Annotated in this window: 5 protein-coding genes and 1 pseudogene (1 of these 6 running past the window's edge); 4 read left to right on the plus strand and 2 right to left on the minus strand. The window is 52.3% G+C overall.

All coding sequences use genetic code 11. The features are described from left to right. Positions 1-9,725 carry the final stretch of an SDR family NAD(P)-dependent oxidoreductase gene (locus NQD60_RS03910; protein ID WP_257101144.1) on the plus strand. Its footprint begins 25,321 nt before the window's first position, so only the last 9,725 of its 35,046 coding nucleotides appear in the window; its start codon lies beyond the left edge, outside the window; its stop codon occupies positions 9,723-9,725. Between the two features lie 169 nt (positions 9,726-9,894). Here NQD60_RS03910 and NQD60_RS03915 read toward each other — a convergent pair whose 3' ends face one another. Beyond that, a complete protein-coding gene (locus NQD60_RS03915) occupies positions 9,895-10,749 on the minus strand; it encodes a sulfurtransferase (protein WP_257101145.1) in 855 nt (284 codons plus the stop codon). A gap of 224 nt (positions 10,750-10,973) precedes the next feature. On the opposite strand from NQD60_RS03915, the gene dnaE reads away from it, so the two are divergent. Genes dnaE through NQD60_RS03930 form a run of 3 tightly spaced genes read left to right on the plus strand, consistent with a single transcriptional unit; the run spans position 10,974 to position 17,032 of the window. Next, complete coding sequence (gene dnaE, locus NQD60_RS03920) at positions 10,974-14,546, plus strand: DNA polymerase III subunit alpha (protein WP_257101261.1); 3,573 nt, start codon at positions 10,974-10,976, stop codon at positions 14,544-14,546. Positions 14,547-14,559: 13 nt separating this feature from the next. After that, the gene (locus NQD60_RS03925) at positions 14,560-16,638 is read left to right on the plus strand and encodes an LTA synthase family protein (protein ID WP_257101146.1); all 2,079 of its coding nucleotides are present in this window, start codon (positions 14,560-14,562) and stop codon (positions 16,636-16,638) included. Beyond that, entirely contained in the window at positions 16,631-17,032 is a 402-nt protein-coding gene (locus NQD60_RS03930; RefSeq protein ID WP_257101147.1) for a diacylglycerol kinase, read from the plus strand. Before NQD60_RS03925 ends, NQD60_RS03930 begins: the two co-directional genes overlap by 8 nt. 103 nt (positions 17,033-17,135) lie before the next feature. Here NQD60_RS03930 and NQD60_RS03935 read toward each other — a convergent pair. Beyond that, a pseudogene (locus NQD60_RS03935) lies at positions 17,136-17,273 on the minus strand (IS5/IS1182 family transposase); the annotation flags it as partial. Positions 17,274-17,877: the final 604 nt, after the last annotated feature.

A 17,877-nucleotide genomic window follows, 5' to 3' on the forward strand; every position in this document is an offset into this window, starting at 1 on the left:
TGCAGGAGCAGTTATCACGCTATGCGTGTGGTGAGGTCGTTCAAGAAAACATATTTCACGGTGACGTGAAACGCGAGCTGGGTGCCTTGTCAATGTTCCGGGCCGATGAGGAATTGCAGGAAGCAATTAGTAAGTGGGTTGCCCGTGGCAAGGTGAGCAAGTTGGCGCAGTTGTGGGTGCAGGGACTAGAGGTAGAGTGGGGACAGTTATATGGTCAAACGAAGCCGCAGCGGATGAGTCTTCCGACCTATCCATTTGCCAAAAGCCGGTATTGGATGCCGCAAAAAGTGGAGCAAGATGGACCGACCCGCCAACTGCATCCGCTGGTACACCGAAATACATCATCTTTGAGTCAGCAGCGTTTTAGTACGACGCTCACGGGTGAGGAATTCTTCCTACGTGATCACGTAGGATTGGTGCCTGCAGCTGCTCAAATGGAGTGGGCGCGTGCGGCGGTGGCATTGGCCAGTGATGACGAAGGAGATGTGAAAAAGCTATCGGTATTGCTGCAAGAGGTAACGTGGTTACGCCCATTCGTGGTGACGCAACCGCAGGAAGTGCATATTGGTCTAGAGAGACAGGAAGCCGGTCGTATTCGCTTTGAGATCTACAGCGGTAGTGGGGATGAAGCGGTGGTGTATAGCCAAGGTTGGGCACAGTTGGATGAGGTGGGGGAAGCGCCATGGGTAGATTTGGAGGTAGTACGAAAACAATGTGAGCAAACATTGACGGGTGAAGCGTGTTATGCGCGGCTTACGCAACTGGGGTTAGATCTTGGCCCTAGCTTCCAGACTTTGACGGAATTACGGATAGGGGACAACGTAGCGGTAGGTGCTTTGAGGCTGCCAGGCGAAGTACTGAGGGGGTATACATGGCAGCCGAATTTACTGGATGCCTCATTGCAAACGAGTGGGTTGGCACAAGAATTAAACGGCGCAGCCTTAGGGCTACCGTTCACAGTGGCGCAAGTGAAGGCATGGGGTGAACTACCCACACCGGCGTGGGCGGTGGTGCATCCGAGCGTGGGCGACAGCGCGGCAATCCGCAAATTTGACGCTGACATTGTTGATGCGAGTGGGCGGGTAGCGTTACGCCTCAGTGGTTTGAGTACACGGCCTCTGCATGATGCAGTCAAGCAGTTAACAGCCCCACCTCAGACTGTCCTGTTGACGCCGCAATGGACAACACAAGCTATAGCAGAACCCACGGCAATACCGGTGTATGGGATACACGGAATTCTGCTATGCGAGGTTGGCGAAGGTGATTCAAATACAGTCGTTGAACTTGCCGCTGCAGTACCAGTAGCGCAGTGTGTGCGCTTGACCGCAACGGGCCTTCTGGCGCAGCGCTATATAGCGTATGCGACGCAATTGCTGGCATGGATACAGAAAGAGGTGACAGCCCATGCGGGCAAGGCACTGTTGCTCCAACTGGTGGTTCCTAATGAAGGCGAAGGCACAGTGTTGCAGGGGCTGGGCGGGTTACTGCGTAGCGCGCAGCAGGAATACCCATTGTTGGTGTGCCAGGTGGTGGCGGTGGCAGCTGAGACATCCATACCAGTATTGGTACAACGATTGCGAGCTGAAGCGTCGTCACCAACGCCCATGGTGCGCTACTTAGAAGATGAACGAGAGGTTTGGGACTTTGCTCGATTGGAAAGCGAAGAGACGATGCTACCGTGGCATGAAAAGGGCGTTTATCTGATTACAGGTGGTTTGGGTGGACTAGGGCAAGTGTTCGCCCGAGCGATTGCACAGGTTCACCGTCCAGTGCTGGTCCTCACCGGGCGTGGTGCGCTAAAGCCAGCACAGGAGCATGTGCTGCAAGAGCTACAGACAATGGGTGCCCAGGTCGTGTACCGAGCGGTGGACGTGAGCGATACAGTAGCAGTGGCCGCCTTAGTGACGGAAATAGTGGCGCAGTACGGGCAATTGAATGGCGTGATCCATAGCGCTGGAGTGTTGCACGATGGCTTGTTAGCCCAGAAAACTGACGAGACCCTGCGGCAGGTGTTAGCGCCGAAGGTGGCGGGTTTGATGGCCTTGGATAAGGCGACACGAGAGGTAGCGCTGGACTGGCTGGTATTGTGCTCGTCGGTGGCTGGCGTGTGGGGCAATCTGGGGCAGACGGATTATGCAGCGGGCAATGGTTTTTTAGACACATATGCGCAGTATCGAGCAGATTTAGTGGCTCAGGGGCAGCGTCAAGGCCGTACCGTATCAATAAGTTGGCCGTTATGGGCTGAAGGGGGCATGGAGATAGATGAAGTTACCCAAAAGCGGCTGCGAAGAGAGACAGGGCTAGAGCCATTACCGAGTGCTGCCGGTGTGGCAGCCTTATGTCAAGCACTGACACAGGACGTAGCACACGTGGTGGTGGGGTATGGTGCCGTAGCCCGCGTGTTACAACGCATACGGACTGCTTGCGCAACACCGCTGCTGGCGGCGGCAGGAGTTCTGGACACTGCTTGCTCAGCCGCAGTGGGCGAATTGCAGTCGCAAATAGAATCCGCGTTGATGGGGTTGATCTCGGTGCAGCTAAAAATTGCGCGCGAAGAACTGGAGCGCGGTAAGCCGCTGAGTGAATTTGGTTTTGATTCGATCACGCTGACGGAGTTCGGTCATATACTGAACCAAAAGTACAGTTTGTCCCTAAGTCCAACGATATTCTTTGAATATTCGACGATTGCAGCGCTGGCGAGCTATTTGGCGAGGGAATACCAAACGGTGTTCGCGTCCACGTTTGCAGTAGAGGTGGAGATGCCAATCTGTCTAGGTAACGACGCTGCTCCTGCCCCATTTCTACCTATTTCTGGTCGTCGGCGAGGACGCGTTATAGGGGACAAGCTGGAGAACGATGAAAGGGGGCGTGATACGTTCAAGGGTGAGCCAATTGCCGTGATTGGCATGAGCGGCTCTTTTCCGCAAGCTGAGGATATCAATACCCTGTGGGCAAACCTGATGGCCGAACGGAATAGCATTGGGACGTTGCCAGCCAGCCGTTGGGAGTGTGGGGTAGCACCGTCGATTCGTCATGCAGGTGTGATTGAAAACATGGACGCATTTGATCCGCTATTTTTTGGTATTTCACCGCGCGAAGCGCAAGCGATGGATCCGCAGCAGCGGCTGCTGATGCTGTATGTGTACCGGGTGATCGAAGATGCAGGTTACTCGGTGCAAAATCTGTCGGGCAGTAATACGGCGTTGCTGGTGGGGACTGCGAGTAGCGGTTATGGGAATTTACTGGCGCAGGCGGGCGAGGCGGTGGCAGGATACAGCGCAGTGGGCTTGGTGGGGTCGATGGGACCAAACCGGATGAGCTACTGGTTAAATTGGCATGGACCGAGTGAACCGATCGATACCGCGTGCTCGAGTTCGCTGGTGGCGGTGCACAGGGCGCTGGAGTTGTTACGTAGCGGCCAATGCGCCCAAGCAGTGGTGGGCGGAGTCAACACGTTGTTGTCGATGGAGATGCATGAGAGTTGTACCCAGGCTGGTATGTTGAGCAGGGATGGACGCTGCAAGACCTTCTCAGCCCAGGCTAATGGCTATGTGCGCGCAGAGGGCGTGGGTATGGTGTTCCTCAAGTTGCTGTCAGCGGCTGAGCGAGATGGGGATCATATTTACGGTCTGATCAAGGGCAGTGCAACCAACCATGGTGGGCGAGCCAATTCACTGACGGCGCCGAACCCGCGAGCGCAAGCGAATTTGATTAAGACTGCATTGCAACAAGCCGGGGTGGAGCCGGAGACAATTAGCTATATCGAGGCGCATGGTACGGGTACCGAGTTAGGTGATCCAGTTGAGGTACAGGGCCTCAAGAGCGCATTCGCAGAATTGTCTGCTGGGTTACCGGTGGGGTATTGTGGGTTGGGGACTGTGAAGAGCAATATCGGTCACCTGGAGCTGGCCTCAGGTGTGGCGGGTCTGATCAAAGTACTGCTGCAGTTACAGCATCGGACCTTGGTTAAAAGCTTGCATTGCGAAGAACTGAGTCCGCTACTTGCTCTGCAAGATAGCCCATTCTATGTGGTGCAGCAAACACGTGTGTGGGAAGCCTTACGAGATCGGCAAGGGCAAGAATTGCCACGCCGAGCGGGGGTCAGCTCGTTTGGCTTTGGTGGGGTGAATGCACATGTCATCGTTGAGGAATATGTGGGACCACAGAGGACACCCACGGCATTAAGTGGACCTGTGGTAGTGATTCTATCGGCCAGAAACGAGGAACAGCTGGGGACGCAGGTGCAGCAGTTGTTGGCGTACCTTGGGCGTCAGGCTGAGGTAAATCTGGCTGATTTAGCGTATACGCTCCAAGTAGGACGGCAAGCGCTAGAGGCCCGATTAGCAGTGGTGACTAGGTCTATCAGTGAACTGCAGGAGCAGTTATCACACTATGCGTGTGGCGAGGTCGTTCAAGAAAACATATTTCACGGTGACGTGAAACGCGAGTTGGGTGCCTTGTCAATGTTCCGGGCCGATGAGGAATTGCAGGAAGCAATTAGTAAGTGGGTTGCCCGTGGCAAGGTGAGCAAGTTGGCGCAGTTGTGGGTGCAGGGACTAGAGGTAGAGTGGGGACAGTTATATGGTCAAACGAAGCCGCAGCGGATGAGTCTTCCGACCTATCCATTTGCTAAGGAACGGTATTGGGTCCCGCAAATGGTGGCGCGAAGCGGCGCAGAGTATCAGCTTCACCCATTGGTACACCGGAACATGTCGGATTTGAATGGACAACGCTTTAATACGACGCTTACGGGTGAGGAGTTTTTCCTGCGTGATCATGTGGTGCAAGGCCAGCGAATCGTGCCTGGAGCGGCCCAACTAGAATGGGCGCGCGCGGCGGTGGTGCTGGCCAGCGGTGGTGAGGTCGGGCAGGCAGTGATGCTGGAGGATGTGACGTGGCTACGCCCACTGATGGTAGCACAGCCGCAGGAAGTACATATTGCTCTAAAGAAGCAGGAAAGTGGCCGTATTCGTTTCGAGATCTACAGCGGTAGTGGGGATGAAGCGGTGGTGTATAGCCAGGGTTGGGCCCAGTTCGCTGAGGCGAGTGAAGCACCGGGGGTGGATCTGGAGAGGTTGCGAGAACAATGTGGGCAGACGCTGACGGGTGAAGCGTGTTATGCGCGGCTTGTACAACTGGGGTTAGATCTTGGTCCTAGTTTCCGGGTTCTAAAGGAATTGCAAATAGGGGATAACGTAGCGGTGGGTGCTTTGAGGCTGCAGGGCGGGGTGCTGAAGGGATACGCATGGCAGCCGAATTTACTGGATGGAGCGTTGCAGGCGAGTTTAGGGCTGACAAAAGACTTGAACAGCGCGGCCTTAGCATTGCCTTTTGCAGTGACACAGGTGAGGCAATGGGGCGAGTTGCCGACGCCAGCGTGGGTGGTAGTGCGTCCGAGCGTGGGCGACAGCACGGTAATCCGTAAATTCGACATCGATATCGTCGATGTGCGTGGGCGGATAGCGCTACACCTAAGTGGCTTCAGTACACGATCTCTATATAAAGCAGCGGATTACGCAACACCCGCTTCTCATATAGCCCCAACAACACTTGCTTTACCGGCGACAGTCGTGGTGGGCGAGTTAACACTGACTCCTGTATGGGAAGCGATGGAGGAGATTGGAGAAGTCTGGCCACTTCCTCAACAGCGGGTTATGTTGCTAACTCCCCCTCAAGCTTCACAGTCAGCCTGGCTGACGTATTACCCGCACGCGGAACAAGTCGCCCTAACTGGCGTTGAGAGTGTGGCGACGTTAGTGGAACACTTGCACCGCAAATCTCCGTTGGATCATCTGGTATGGTGGGTACCAGTAGCTAACACATTGGCAGTGCAACTGGGGTTTAAGTTGATCAAGGCGCTGCTGGCGTTGGGCTACGGCTCGCGCCCCCTCGGCTTGACGATAGTGACGCAGCAAGCGCAGGCGGTGTGGGCGGGTGAGGCGATCGATACTATGGCAGCAGGTGTACACGGCTTGATTGGCTCGTTGGTTAAAGAGTATGCGCACTGGCAGGTACGACTGCTCGATGTGCCGGCGTACGAGGACCCGCCCTTGACGTGGTTGCTAGGACAGCCGGCCGATGAACGGGGTGATGCGCGAGCGTATCGGTATGGGCAAGGGTATCGGCAACGATTGGTGTCGTGTACGTTGCCTACCGCTATGGAGCCAGCTTATCGTACGGCCGGTGTGTACGTGATCCTAGGTGGGGCGGGTGGTTTGGGGGTGGCTTTAAGCGAGTATCTGATTCAACATTACCAGGCACAAGTGGTGTGGTTAGGCCGTCGTACTGAGGATGCAACAATCGCGCAACAATGCGCCCGACTTGGGGCATTGGGTCCAACACCTCTCTACCTACAGGCGGATGCAACGAATCGAGAGGCCGTGGAGTTAGCGCACAAAGTGATTCGGCAACGTTTCGACGCAATTCATGGTGTGGTGCATGCAGCGATCGTGTTGGCTGACCAAAGCTTAACGCAAATGGACGAGGCGACCTTTGAGGCAGCGTGGTCAGCCAAGGCAGCGAGTACAGTGCACTTAAGTGAGGTGTTCGGTCAAGAGGCGCTAGACTTCTTTTTGTTCTTTTCGTCGATGCAGAGCTTTATGAAGCAGCCGGGACAAAGTAATTATGCGGCTGGATGCTGCTTTATAGATGCTTTTGCGCAAGAATTGCGTAGCCAGGTCTATTACCCAGTGAAAGTGATGAATTGGGGCTATTGGGGTAGCGTGGGGGTAGTGGCCTCGGCGTTCTATCGAGAGCGAATGGCGCAAAGAGGTATTGGCTCGATCGAACCACCTGAGGCAATGGCGGTGCTGGAGCAGTTGCTGGCAGGGCCGGTTGACCAATTGGCGTTTGCCAAGTTGGCGCGGGCGGAAATAGCGAGTGCTTTTGGGATTGCGGTGCACGAGACAGTAATGACGGCGGCACCCGCCACGCCGATTATAGTACCACCGCAGATGAGGCGAGTGGGACAACCGGAAAGTGCAGTAGAAGATCTGGCCGATCTTGAAGCAAAACTTGTACCGTTGTTGTATTCGCAGCTGGCGGCTTTAGGGTGGCTTACAGCGGATGCGCGCCCGCTGGCGAAGTACGCGCATTGGCACGCATACAGCCTGCATTTATTCGAGGTGCATGGTATGCTCGAGGCAACCCTAGAAAGGCCAGCCGAGTTGTGGGCCCAGTGGGAGATATACTGTGCTGCTGCACAAAACAAGCCAACATTGCGGGCTTATGTCCAATTAGTTAATGCCACGTTGCAGGCTCTGCCAGTCGTGCTGCGCGGTGAGATTGAGGCGACCGAGGTGTTGTTCTCGCAAGGGCAGCTAGATCAAGTAGACGGCATATACCGCAACCATCCGGCGGCAGACTACTTTAATACAGTGCTTAGCGAGTGCCTCGTTGCGTATGTGCAAGCACGCCTGCAGGCGGACCCGAAAGCAACGCTGCGTATATTAGAAATTAGCGGGGGTACCGGAAGCACCAGTGCGGTGGTGTTCGCACAACTTGCACCGTATGCATCGCAGATTGAGCAATATTGTTATACGGATATATCACCGGCGTCTCTGCTTCATGCGCAGCAGCATTATGCGCCCCAAGTGCCGTATTTGTATACAAAGCGGCTGGACATTGAGCGCGACCCGCTAGCACAGGATTTCGCGCTAGGGTACTATGACGTAGTGATAGCCGCTAATGTTCTCCACGCTACATGTGATATCCGCCGCTCGGTGCGTCATGCCAAGGCCCTGCTCAAGGGCAATGGTTTGCTGTTGCTTAATGAACTCACAGATATAGGCGTGTTTGCGCACTTGACGTTCGGGTTATTGGATGGCTGGTGGTTAGCTGAAGATAGTGCATTGCGGGTTGCTGGCACGCCTGGGTTGACGCCGCCGATGTGGCGGCAGGTGCTGGCGGCGGAAGGATTTCAGGAGATTATCTTCCCAGCTGAGGCGGCGCATCGGCTGGGTCAGCAGATTACGGTGGCTATGAGCAATGGTGTGGTGCAACAGCTGTGCCAGACCGAGTCCCCGATTAGCCCGTTGGGCTTGGTTGTAGTGCCGGCCCAGGACCAGGCTGCTCAAGTGCGACACTCTTCCCACTCTGAGATCCAACCTGCAAGGGCGAAAGAAAAACAGTTAACATCCTATGTGCGCCAACGCGTAGGCGAGATCGTGGCCGAGATGCTCCAACTTAGTGTCGAGCAGTTGGAAGAGGAGCGTGCCTTTGTAGAATACGGTGTGGATTCTATAACCAGTGTGGGGCTGGTCAATGCGATTAATAAGCAGTTGGACTTGACGTTACCGACCACCGTGTTGTTTGACCACACCACAATCGATAAATTGTCTGCGCATATTCTCTCAGCGCATCTGAGGATTACCGAAAAATTACCGGTGCGTCCCAGTTTCAAATCAGTACATGGCCTTAACGGCGCGCCACCGCGTGCTCAGCAACTAACACTAGAAGCTTTCTTCGAGAAAGAGGATTTAGCTGCGGCAAAGGAGGCGGGCCAAGCTGTCTCTCAAGAGCAGGGTCCCAGCCAAGTGCTGTTAACTGGGAGCAATGGTTTTCTCGGCAGTATGCTGACTTTGGAGCTGCTTGACCAGTTACCCCCGAACGGCAAACTATACTGCCTCGTTCGTGCTCATACAATCGAGGAGGGCTTAAAACGTTTAAGTGCAAGTTTAGCGGGTAACATGTCACAGAACCAATTTGAAAAGCTTGTCGAGCAAGGACGCTTGGTTGTTGTTACTGGTGATCTAACGCTCCCTAAACTTGGCCTGGACGAAGAGGTCTGGCGCCAGCTGGCCGTAGAGGTTGATGCAATTGTGCATAACGGTGCCATGGTTAATCACTTATTTTCCTACGAGCAAATGTTTGAGCCAAACGTACTAGGTACCGTAGAAGTAGCTCGATTAGCCATCAGCATTAGACACAAGGCAATCCATTTTGTTTCCAGCGTTGTTGTGGGTTATGCTTTGCCGCCACGCCCCCCTATCCGCGAAGATGAAGACAACGATGCCCTGTATGAGGAATGGCCAGCCAGCGCTGGTTATGCTACTGGTTATGGCGCCACCAAATGGGTGGGAGAAATTCTGCTACGTCGGTTGAGTGAGCGCTTTGATATACCCGTAAACATCTATCGCTGTGGCATGCTCTTAGCACATTCGACACGCGCGGGAAAAATCAATGCAAATGATGTACTGTCGCGTTTATTAACTAGCTTAAACATCACCGGCATCGCGCCACACTCATTTTATGCGGAGTCGGCCGTATCTGGCCGATTTAATGGTTTGCCAGTCGATTTTGTTGCGCGCGCACTAACCGCTTTGACCCTGAAACCTTATCAAGGATATACGATTTATCACGTGGTCAACCACGATTACAATGGTGTGTCTCTAGATCATATTGTTGATTGGATGATCGAGCGCGGATGCACAATTACGCGCATCCACGATTACGAGCAGTGGCATCAACAGTTTACCCAGCAGCTTTCGATGTTGGATATGGTGACGCGTGCGCAGTCGGCTTATCCTATCCTTAAACTGTGGCAGCAGCCTATAGTTCCTGAGGATGAAATACACTTCGATGTCTCGCGCTTCGCGAGCAAAGTAGTAGAACTCTCGACAGAAATGGATATTGGGCCAAAAATTCCTGTGTTAACGCAAGAATTTATTCTGAAATGTCTCGATGATCTGGGAATTGTGGTGGAGAATCGTTTGACAGAGGCGTAGCGAGGAGAATCCATTGAGGGGCTTGGCTACTCCTGGATAAAGTCCGGGAAATCATAAAAGAAGGTGCTAGCGCTACTCAGGTACGGCTTATACAAAAACTCAACCATATTATTAGGAGGCGGGGGTTCAGTAATGCCCCCTGCTACCCGGCATTGTGAACTTTACTGTTTTAGGCAGCTGCCCGCCTGTCATAACAATGCTGGCAATGTTTATCAGGTACATAATGGGGTGAGCGCTGGGCTTCAGGAGTCAGCACGGCGCGGCAGCCAAAGCACTGTAGCGTAGCGGTTGGCTTAAGCTCTGGATTTAACGCTGTGCGCTGATCAAATACAAAACAATCACCGTTATAATGCGCGCCCCCGACTTCCTCGAAATACTTGAGAATGCCGCCCTCTAGCTGATAGACAGATTCAATACCAATATTTTGCATATGTAATGCGGCTTTTTCACAGCGAATGCCGCCGGTGCAAAATGACACCACGGTTTTGTCAGTAAAGTCTTCACGATGTGCTTCAATGGCGGCGGGAAATTCGCTGAACTTAGTGAGCCGGTAATCCAATGCGTTGGAAAAAGTGCCGAGATCGGTTTCAAATTCATTACGCGTATCCAGCATCACAACTGGGCGCCCGTTATCGTCCTGACCATGGTCAAGCCATTGCTTGAGTGTCTGCGCGCTCACTGCGGGTGCGCGGGACTGGCCAGGCTGGATGGCCGGGGTGTGCATGGTGATGATTTCTTTTTTTAATCTAACCAGCATCCGCCGAAACGGCTGTTTAGCGGATAGGCTTTCTTTGAACTGTAGATCTGCTAAATGACCTTCAAAGAGAGGGGCTTCGCGCAGCCATTGGATAAAAGCATCAGCAGCAGCGCGTGGGCCAGCGACAAACAGATTAATCCCTTCAGGCGCAAGTAAAATGGTGCCGCGCAAGCCGAGTTCATCGCAACGCGAGCGAATGGGCTCACGCCATTGTGCGGGTGAATGGAGGGTAAAAAAACGGTAAGCAGCAAGATTAACGATATTCATGACAGGAGGTGTATCGCGCTTTATCCAAGGAACTTGGATGGGCTTTTGCGAAGCCGCTTAATTAGGGCGCAAAGGCATAGCTAGCCAGGCAAAAAACAAGGGGTTAGCATAACAGAATGTGCTGTCATTGTCATTACGATGCAAAGACCGGCGCTAGGGTGCCATCTGCTCTAACGAATAGATTGAGCGCGCAAAGATCATGCAATGGCCTGGCGTTAGGTACAATAGCGACTATGCAAAATTCTCGCTTTATTCACCTTCGTCTTCATTCCGAATATTCAGTTACTGATGGCATTGCGCGCCTTGACGATGCCGTCAAAGCGGCCGCCAGCGATGGCCAGGGAGCGCTTGCGCTGACTGATTTGAGCAATCTATTCGGGGTCGTGAAGTTTTATCAGAAAGCACGCAGTGTTGGCGTCAAACCGATTGTCGGCTGCGATGTTTGGGTCACTAACCCGCTAGACCTTGATAAGCCAGCCAGAGCTTTGCTGCTGGTGCGGGATCAGCAAGGCTATTTAAATCTTTGTGAACTGTTAAGCCGGGCCTGGTTAACAAACCAGCACCGAGGCCGTGCTCAGATCCAAGTTGAATGGCTCGAAAGTGGTTTAGCGAGTGGGCTGATAGCTTTATCGGGTGGACTTTCCGGTGATATTGGGCAAGCCTTTTCAGTCGGTAATGAAGCGGCTGCACGCCGTCATGCGCTGCGCTGGGCGCGGATTTTTCCGGATGGCTTTTATATCGAAGTGCAGCGCGCCGGCCTGCCTGGCGAAGCTACTTATATTCAGCAAGCAGCAGCGCTGGCTGCTGAGTTGCAGTTGCCGGTGGTGGCGACGCACCCGGTGCAATTTATGACGCCGGATGATTTCACGGCACACGAGGCACGCGTCTGTATCGCCGAAGGGAATTTACTCGCCAATCCACGCCGAGCCAAACATTTTACTCAGGCTCAGTACTTTCGCACGCAGGCTGACATGGCGGAGCTTTTTGCCGATTTGCCTTCGGCTTTAGCGAATACCATTGAAATTGCTCAACGCTGCAATTTGACGCTGGAGTTGGGTAAGCCCAAATTGCCCCTGTTTCCGACGCCAGTTGGCTTATCGCTTGATGGCTATCTTATGCAACAAGCGCAACAAGGGCTTGAACTGCGGCTTGAGCAACTATTTGAGGACCCAACGCAGCGTGAGCGCGAGCGGCCGACTTATTGTCAGCGCCTTGAATTTGAATGCACGACGATTATCAAAATGGGCTTTGCTGGCTATTTTTTGATTGTGGCCGACTTTATCAACTGGGCTAAGCAAAACGGCGTGCCGGTGGGTCCTGGCCGCGGCTCTGGCGCGGGCTCGCTGGTGGCGTTTGTCTTAGGCATTACCGACCTTGATCCGCTGCGCTATAAATTATTGTTTGAGCGTTTTCTCAATCCAGAACGGGTCTCGATGCCGGACTTCGATATTGATTTTTGTCAACACGGGCGTGATCGTGTGATTCAATATGTGAAGAGTAAATACGGCGCAGATGCCGTCTCACAGATTGCAACTTTTGGCACGATGGCAGCCAAGGCTGCGGTGCGTGATATTGGCCGCGTGCTCGATCTTGGCTATACCTTTACGGATGGGATTGCCAAGCTGATCCCGTTTAAGCCAGGCAAGCATGTGACCATTGCTGATGCCATTAAAGAAGAGCCGCTACTGGCGCAACGTTTAGCTGATGAAGATGAAGTGCAGCAGCTACTTGAATTGGCGCAGCGCGTTGAAGGGCTAACGCGCAATATTGGCATGCATGCCGGTGGCGTGTTAATTGCCCCTGGCAAGCTCACGCATTTCTGCCCGCTCTATACCCAGCATATGCCGCTGGCGCAAAACGCGCAGGAGTTGCTGGATGCGAATGCACCCAGCGCGGCGGTGGTTAGCCAATATGACAAAGACGATGTTGAAGCCGTGGGCTTGGTCAAATTCGACTTTTTGGGTTTGACTACTCTGACTATTTTGGATTGGGCCGAGCGCGATATCCGCCGGCTTGATCCAAGCCGTTCTGCGTGGTCGCTCGCGCAGGTGCCATTGAACGATCCAGCAACTTTCTCGTTTCTAAAAAAAGCCAATACAGTGGCCGTGTTCCAGCTTGAAAGTCGCGGCATGCAAGGGATGCTGAAGGACGCGCAACCCGATCGCTTTGAAGACATTATTGCGCTGGTTGCACTTTATCGTCCTGGGCCGATGGATCTGATTCCAAGTTTTTGCGCACGCAAGCATGGCCGTGAGAAAGTCGATTATCCCGATCCGCGGGTTAAAGCCGTGCTTGAAGAGACCTATGGCATTATGGTCTATCAAGAGCAGGTGATGCAGATGGCACAGATCATTGGTGGCTATTCATTAGGCGGCGCTGATTTATTACGCCGCGCGATGGGTAAGAAAAAACCCGAAGAAATGGCGCAGCATCGTGAGCTGTTTCGGGAAGGTGCGGCGCAAAATGGACTGTTGCGCGAGAAAGCCGATGAAATTTTCGATTTGATGGAAAAATTTGCCGGTTACGGTTTTAACAAATCTCATGCTGCCGCCTATGCACTTCTTGCCTATCACACAGCTTGGCTAAAAGCGCATTATCCGGCTGAATTTATGGCGGCTAATATGAGCCTTGCCCTAGATGACACCGATAAAATCAAAATTTTATTTGAAGACTGCCTGGCCAATCAGTTAACCGTATTGCCGCCTGATATTAATCGCTCAGTCTATCGTTTTGAGCCGGCGGCGGCCGCTGGCCAGCCGGCGCGCATGATTCATTATGGGCTGGGAGCGATCAAGGGAAGCGGGCAGAGCGCTATCGAAGATATTTTGCGCGCGCGTGCTGAACAGCCGTTTACCGATTTGTTTGATTTTTGTTTGCGGATTGACCGCCGGATGGTGAATCGCCGCACGATTGAAGCATTGATTCGCGCTGGCGCGTTCGATTCGTTACAGACCAATCGTGCACAGTTATTGGCCTCGGTATCGCTGGCGCTAGAAGCCGCCGAGCAGCGTTGCGCGCATGAGTTGCAAGCAGGTTTATTCGACCACACTGAGCTTGCCGATGGGTGTGAGTTGGTGGCTGAAGCCGCCTGGCCACAAAAGCGTGTATTGCAAGAAGAAAAAGCCGCCTTGGGCTTTTATTTATCAGGGCATTTGTTTGATGCATATCGCCGCGAGGTCAGCCGTTTTGTGAAACAAAAACTGAATAACTTGCAGGAAGGGCGGGAGAAACTGGTGGCCGGCGTGATTAGCAGTATGCGCACGCAGCTTACGCAGCGCGGCAAAATGCTGATTGTGATGCTTGATGATGGCACCGCACAATGTGAAGTGACCGTGTTTAATGAGCTCTATGAAGCAAACCGTGAGCTTTTTAAAGAAGATGAACTGCTGGTGGTGATGGGCAACGCGCGCTATGATAGTTTCACCGGCGGTATTCGCTTTAATGCCGAAACGGTACTGGACCTAGCACGTGCGCGTAGCTCTTTTGCCCGCGCACTGCGCATCTCGGTGAGCGACCAAGTCAAGCTACTTAGATTGCATGAACTCTTGCAATCGTACAGGGTATCGAGCGATCTAAGTGCGCCAAGCAATGGCCTGCAGCAGCCGGTCAGCCGCGCTTATGGCGCCCCCAAGAAAGACCATTCCAAGGCTAGCCTGCCGGTGCTGATCGATTACAGTAACCAAGCGATCCGCAGCGAATTCACGCTCGGGGATAAATGGCGCGTCAAACCAGCGGATGAACTGCTGCTTGGGTTGCAAGCCGAGGATTGGGCAACCGCAGTCGAAGTTGTCTATTAAATACATTCACTTTATGCCAACTTTAAGCTTTTCTCGCGCCGTATGGGCCGTGCTCATTTTGGGTACTTTAAGTTTTACTGGCTTTCGTATTGCTCAGTTGTTGAGCTATGGCGACCCAAGCTTGATTGGACAGCAGTGTAAAGAGTTGGTGCGAGCCTTTTGGATGGGCGCGCGATTTGATTTCAAAATGTTGGCAACCGGCTTGCTCGTATGCTTTGTATTAGCGAGTCTAATCGCCGTGCCAAAATTTTCGCGCAAAATAGGGGGCTATGTGCAGCGAGCGATGGTGATCGCATTGTTTTTCGCTACCAATTTTGCCGCCATTTGCCAATATTTTTATTATGGTTTCTATAAGACACCGTTTACGCCGATTCTCTTCGGCTTGTATGAGGATGACACGTATGGCGTCATAGCGGCGATTTGGAGTGATTATCCGGTTGTTTGGGCATGGTTGATGGTGATCGCATTAACCTGGGTGCAAACGCGCTTGACCTTTGGCTGGGCGAGAGGAGCGCAGAGCGTTGCACGCGTCACAAAGTTCTGCTGGCGGGCGCCTGCGGTGGTGCTGATCACTTTACTGGCGCTGGTATTTTTTGCGCGTGGCCAATTAGGCAAATTTCCATTGCGCGATCAGGATGCCGTGGTGTGTGCCAACCCTTTCATTAATGATTTGGTCCGCAATGCCTGGCAGACACTCTACGATGCGGTTAAAGATCGGCGTCAGCAAATTCATATAAGCACTGATGATCCAACTCGGCAATTGGCGGTCTATGGTTTCCATTCACTCGAAGAGGTGGCTCATACGCTCGGGGCAAAGTCAGGTAGTCGACAGGATTTAGAAGCCTTTATTTTTCAGCGTACACCAACTAATGAATTTGTTAAGGCGCACCCGCCGCATGTGGTCTTTGCATTGATGGAATCGTGGGGGGCGCATCAGCTTAAATTTGATACGGCGCAAAACAATCTAACCGGTGCATTAAAAAAGCATTTAGAGCGCGATACACTCTTTCATAATTTTTTCTCAGCCCAATTAGGCACTCACCCAACGTTAGAAGCGCTCCTGCTCAATTCACCCTTGACGCCATTGACGCAAGGCAGCTATGGCTTTATGAGTTATCCAGCAGCGGCAGCAAAACCCTTTAAAGAGCAGGGCTATCGTACTTTATTTCTGTATGGCGGCAGCAATGCGTGGCGCTCGATTGGCCGTGTGATGAAGCATCAGTACTTTGATGAAGTCTATGATATGGGTAACATTATTGAACGTTACCCTGATGCGCAACGTAATGTATGGGGTATCTATGATGAATATTTATTCCACTTTGCTTATGATCTTTTGCAAGATAGCGAAGCGCGCGGGGAGAAAGTTTTTCTCTTTTTGTTAACGACAACTAATCATCCACCTCATCAAACACCGGATCACTATCAGCCGTTAGCACTCGAGCTCTCTAAGATGGCCCCCCATTTTTCTGCCGATGCGCAGAACGCTCAGAAAATGGTTTGGACTTACCAATATGCGAATCATCAGCTGGGTTTATTTCTTGACCGCATTAGTCATTCAGCCTTAAATGAGAAGACGCTGGTGGCGGCAACCGGGGATCATAATATGCGCGCCTTGTTGCACTATCGCCAACCAACCGATAGTAAAGACTTGTATCGCGTGCCTGCCTACTTTCGTGTGCCGCCAGCGTATCGACCCAGCTTTAAACCTGATCCTAGCCGCTATGCCGGTCACCGAGATATTTTTCCGAGCCTTTATCATCTTGCCTTGTCGGACGCAGTGTATCCGCATTTTGGAGACAGCCTGTTTGCTGAGGTGCTGTCACAAAACCAGTATGCGATCGTGGCTTTTGAGTCGTTATTCAGTCGAGAAGGCGCTTTATTGCCCTTTGTTGGCAGACATCCGTCTGCTTTTGACTGGGATGTTTCTCAGACTGCGCTAGCAGCAAGTGCAGATTCGACACCTCTGTTACAAGAGCAAGGCCGGCAAGCGCGAGCATGGTTGGCATTGGCTGATTGGTATACGCGTTATCAAGTGATGCAAGGGGTGCAGCGCGCCAATGCGCAACATAGAGGAGCAAAAGTCAATGAATAATTCTGATCAAAAGCACCAAGAGTTGGCCCGTCTCTGGCATGCGCTAGGGTATTCTTTGTGCGGTATGCGCGATGCGCTGCTTAAGGAAAGCGCCTTCCGTCAAGAAATGATACTGGCCCTCATGCTGGTTCCACTGGCGGTTGTTTTACCCGTGACGATGGTTGAAAGGCTGATGTTGATTGCCTCAATACTGTGGGTATTAAGTCTTGAACTGCTTAATTCTGCTGTTGAAGCGGCTATTGACCGTATTTCGCTAGAGCGACATCCACTTGCCAAACAAGCGAAAGATTTTGCGAGTGCCGCTGTTTTTATCGCCCTGTGTTTGTGTGGATTGGTCTGGCTATCGTTGGCTGGCCCGTTGGTATGGGCGTGGTTACGTTCAGTGTTAACCTAATTTCGCACGGTTTGTTTTTTTCTCTACTCACTTAGCGCATTCAGCGGCGACCTCAATTTAAAAAAGATTCTCGAACTAGGGCGTGTTGACGTTTCACATAGCTAAACTCAATCAGTTTCCCAAAAGCATCGACTGCTAAATGGATTTTGGTGGTCTGACCAGCACGACTTTTCCCGATGGCTTCATCTTGCCCACTCGCCGCTCCAGCGCTGTGCTGGTGAGCTTTGATATAGCTATCCTCGTGTCCGCAATTATCATCAGACAACTCACCACTTACCTTTTGGTTCAAGCTTGTTAGCATCTTTAGCTTGTCAATCCTTACGAGTTTTATCAGCAATTCACATATGTTGACCATGCTATCCAGCCTAGCGCCCTGACCGCTTTGATGCTAGCAGTCGTTGGAGTTGCCTCACGGCTCTTCCTCCTCTTTCGAAGGGCTGCATTGTCCCAAAAGCTCCTAACCTAACCTAACCTAATCTAATCTAATCTAATCTAATCTAATCTAATCTAATCTAATCTAATCTAATCTAATCTAATCTAATCTAATCTAACCATTACTAGTTACGCTAGTTTTAGTAGGCTACTGCCGGAGGAACGGCAGGTTTCTCTCTACTTGTGAAACAGTACCTAACGCGACTTTGCTCGTTGCACGATAAGCGGGATTATCAAACAAGGTGAGGGATTTTTTACCGCTCAGAATTCAGCCGATGACCTGTCGAATGGCTTAAAAAAACCTGGTAAATCGTGCTATGCGATCAACTCTTGAGTGAAGGAACGCTCTAGCAAACGGAAAAGCGTTCATCTAAGCTATTTGAGTGTGGCGTTGATTGATGGTGCTCACAGAA

Origin of the sequence: Mycoavidus sp. SF9855 (assembly GCF_024582735.1) — a bacterium.
Lineage (GTDB): Bacteria > Pseudomonadota > Gammaproteobacteria > Burkholderiales > Burkholderiaceae > Mycoavidus.

Coding starts and splice junctions, on each gene's coding strand:
- NQD60_RS03930 (WP_257101147.1), top strand. CDS start 16,631: ATGAATAATTCTGATCAAAAGCACCAAGAGTTGGCCCGTCTCTGGCAT.
- NQD60_RS03915 (WP_257101145.1), bottom strand. CDS start 10,749: ATGAATATCGTTAATCTTGCTGCTTACCGTTTTTTTACCCTCCATTCA.
- NQD60_RS03925 (WP_257101146.1), top strand. CDS start 14,560: ATGCCAACTTTAAGCTTTTCTCGCGCCGTATGGGCCGTGCTCATTTTG.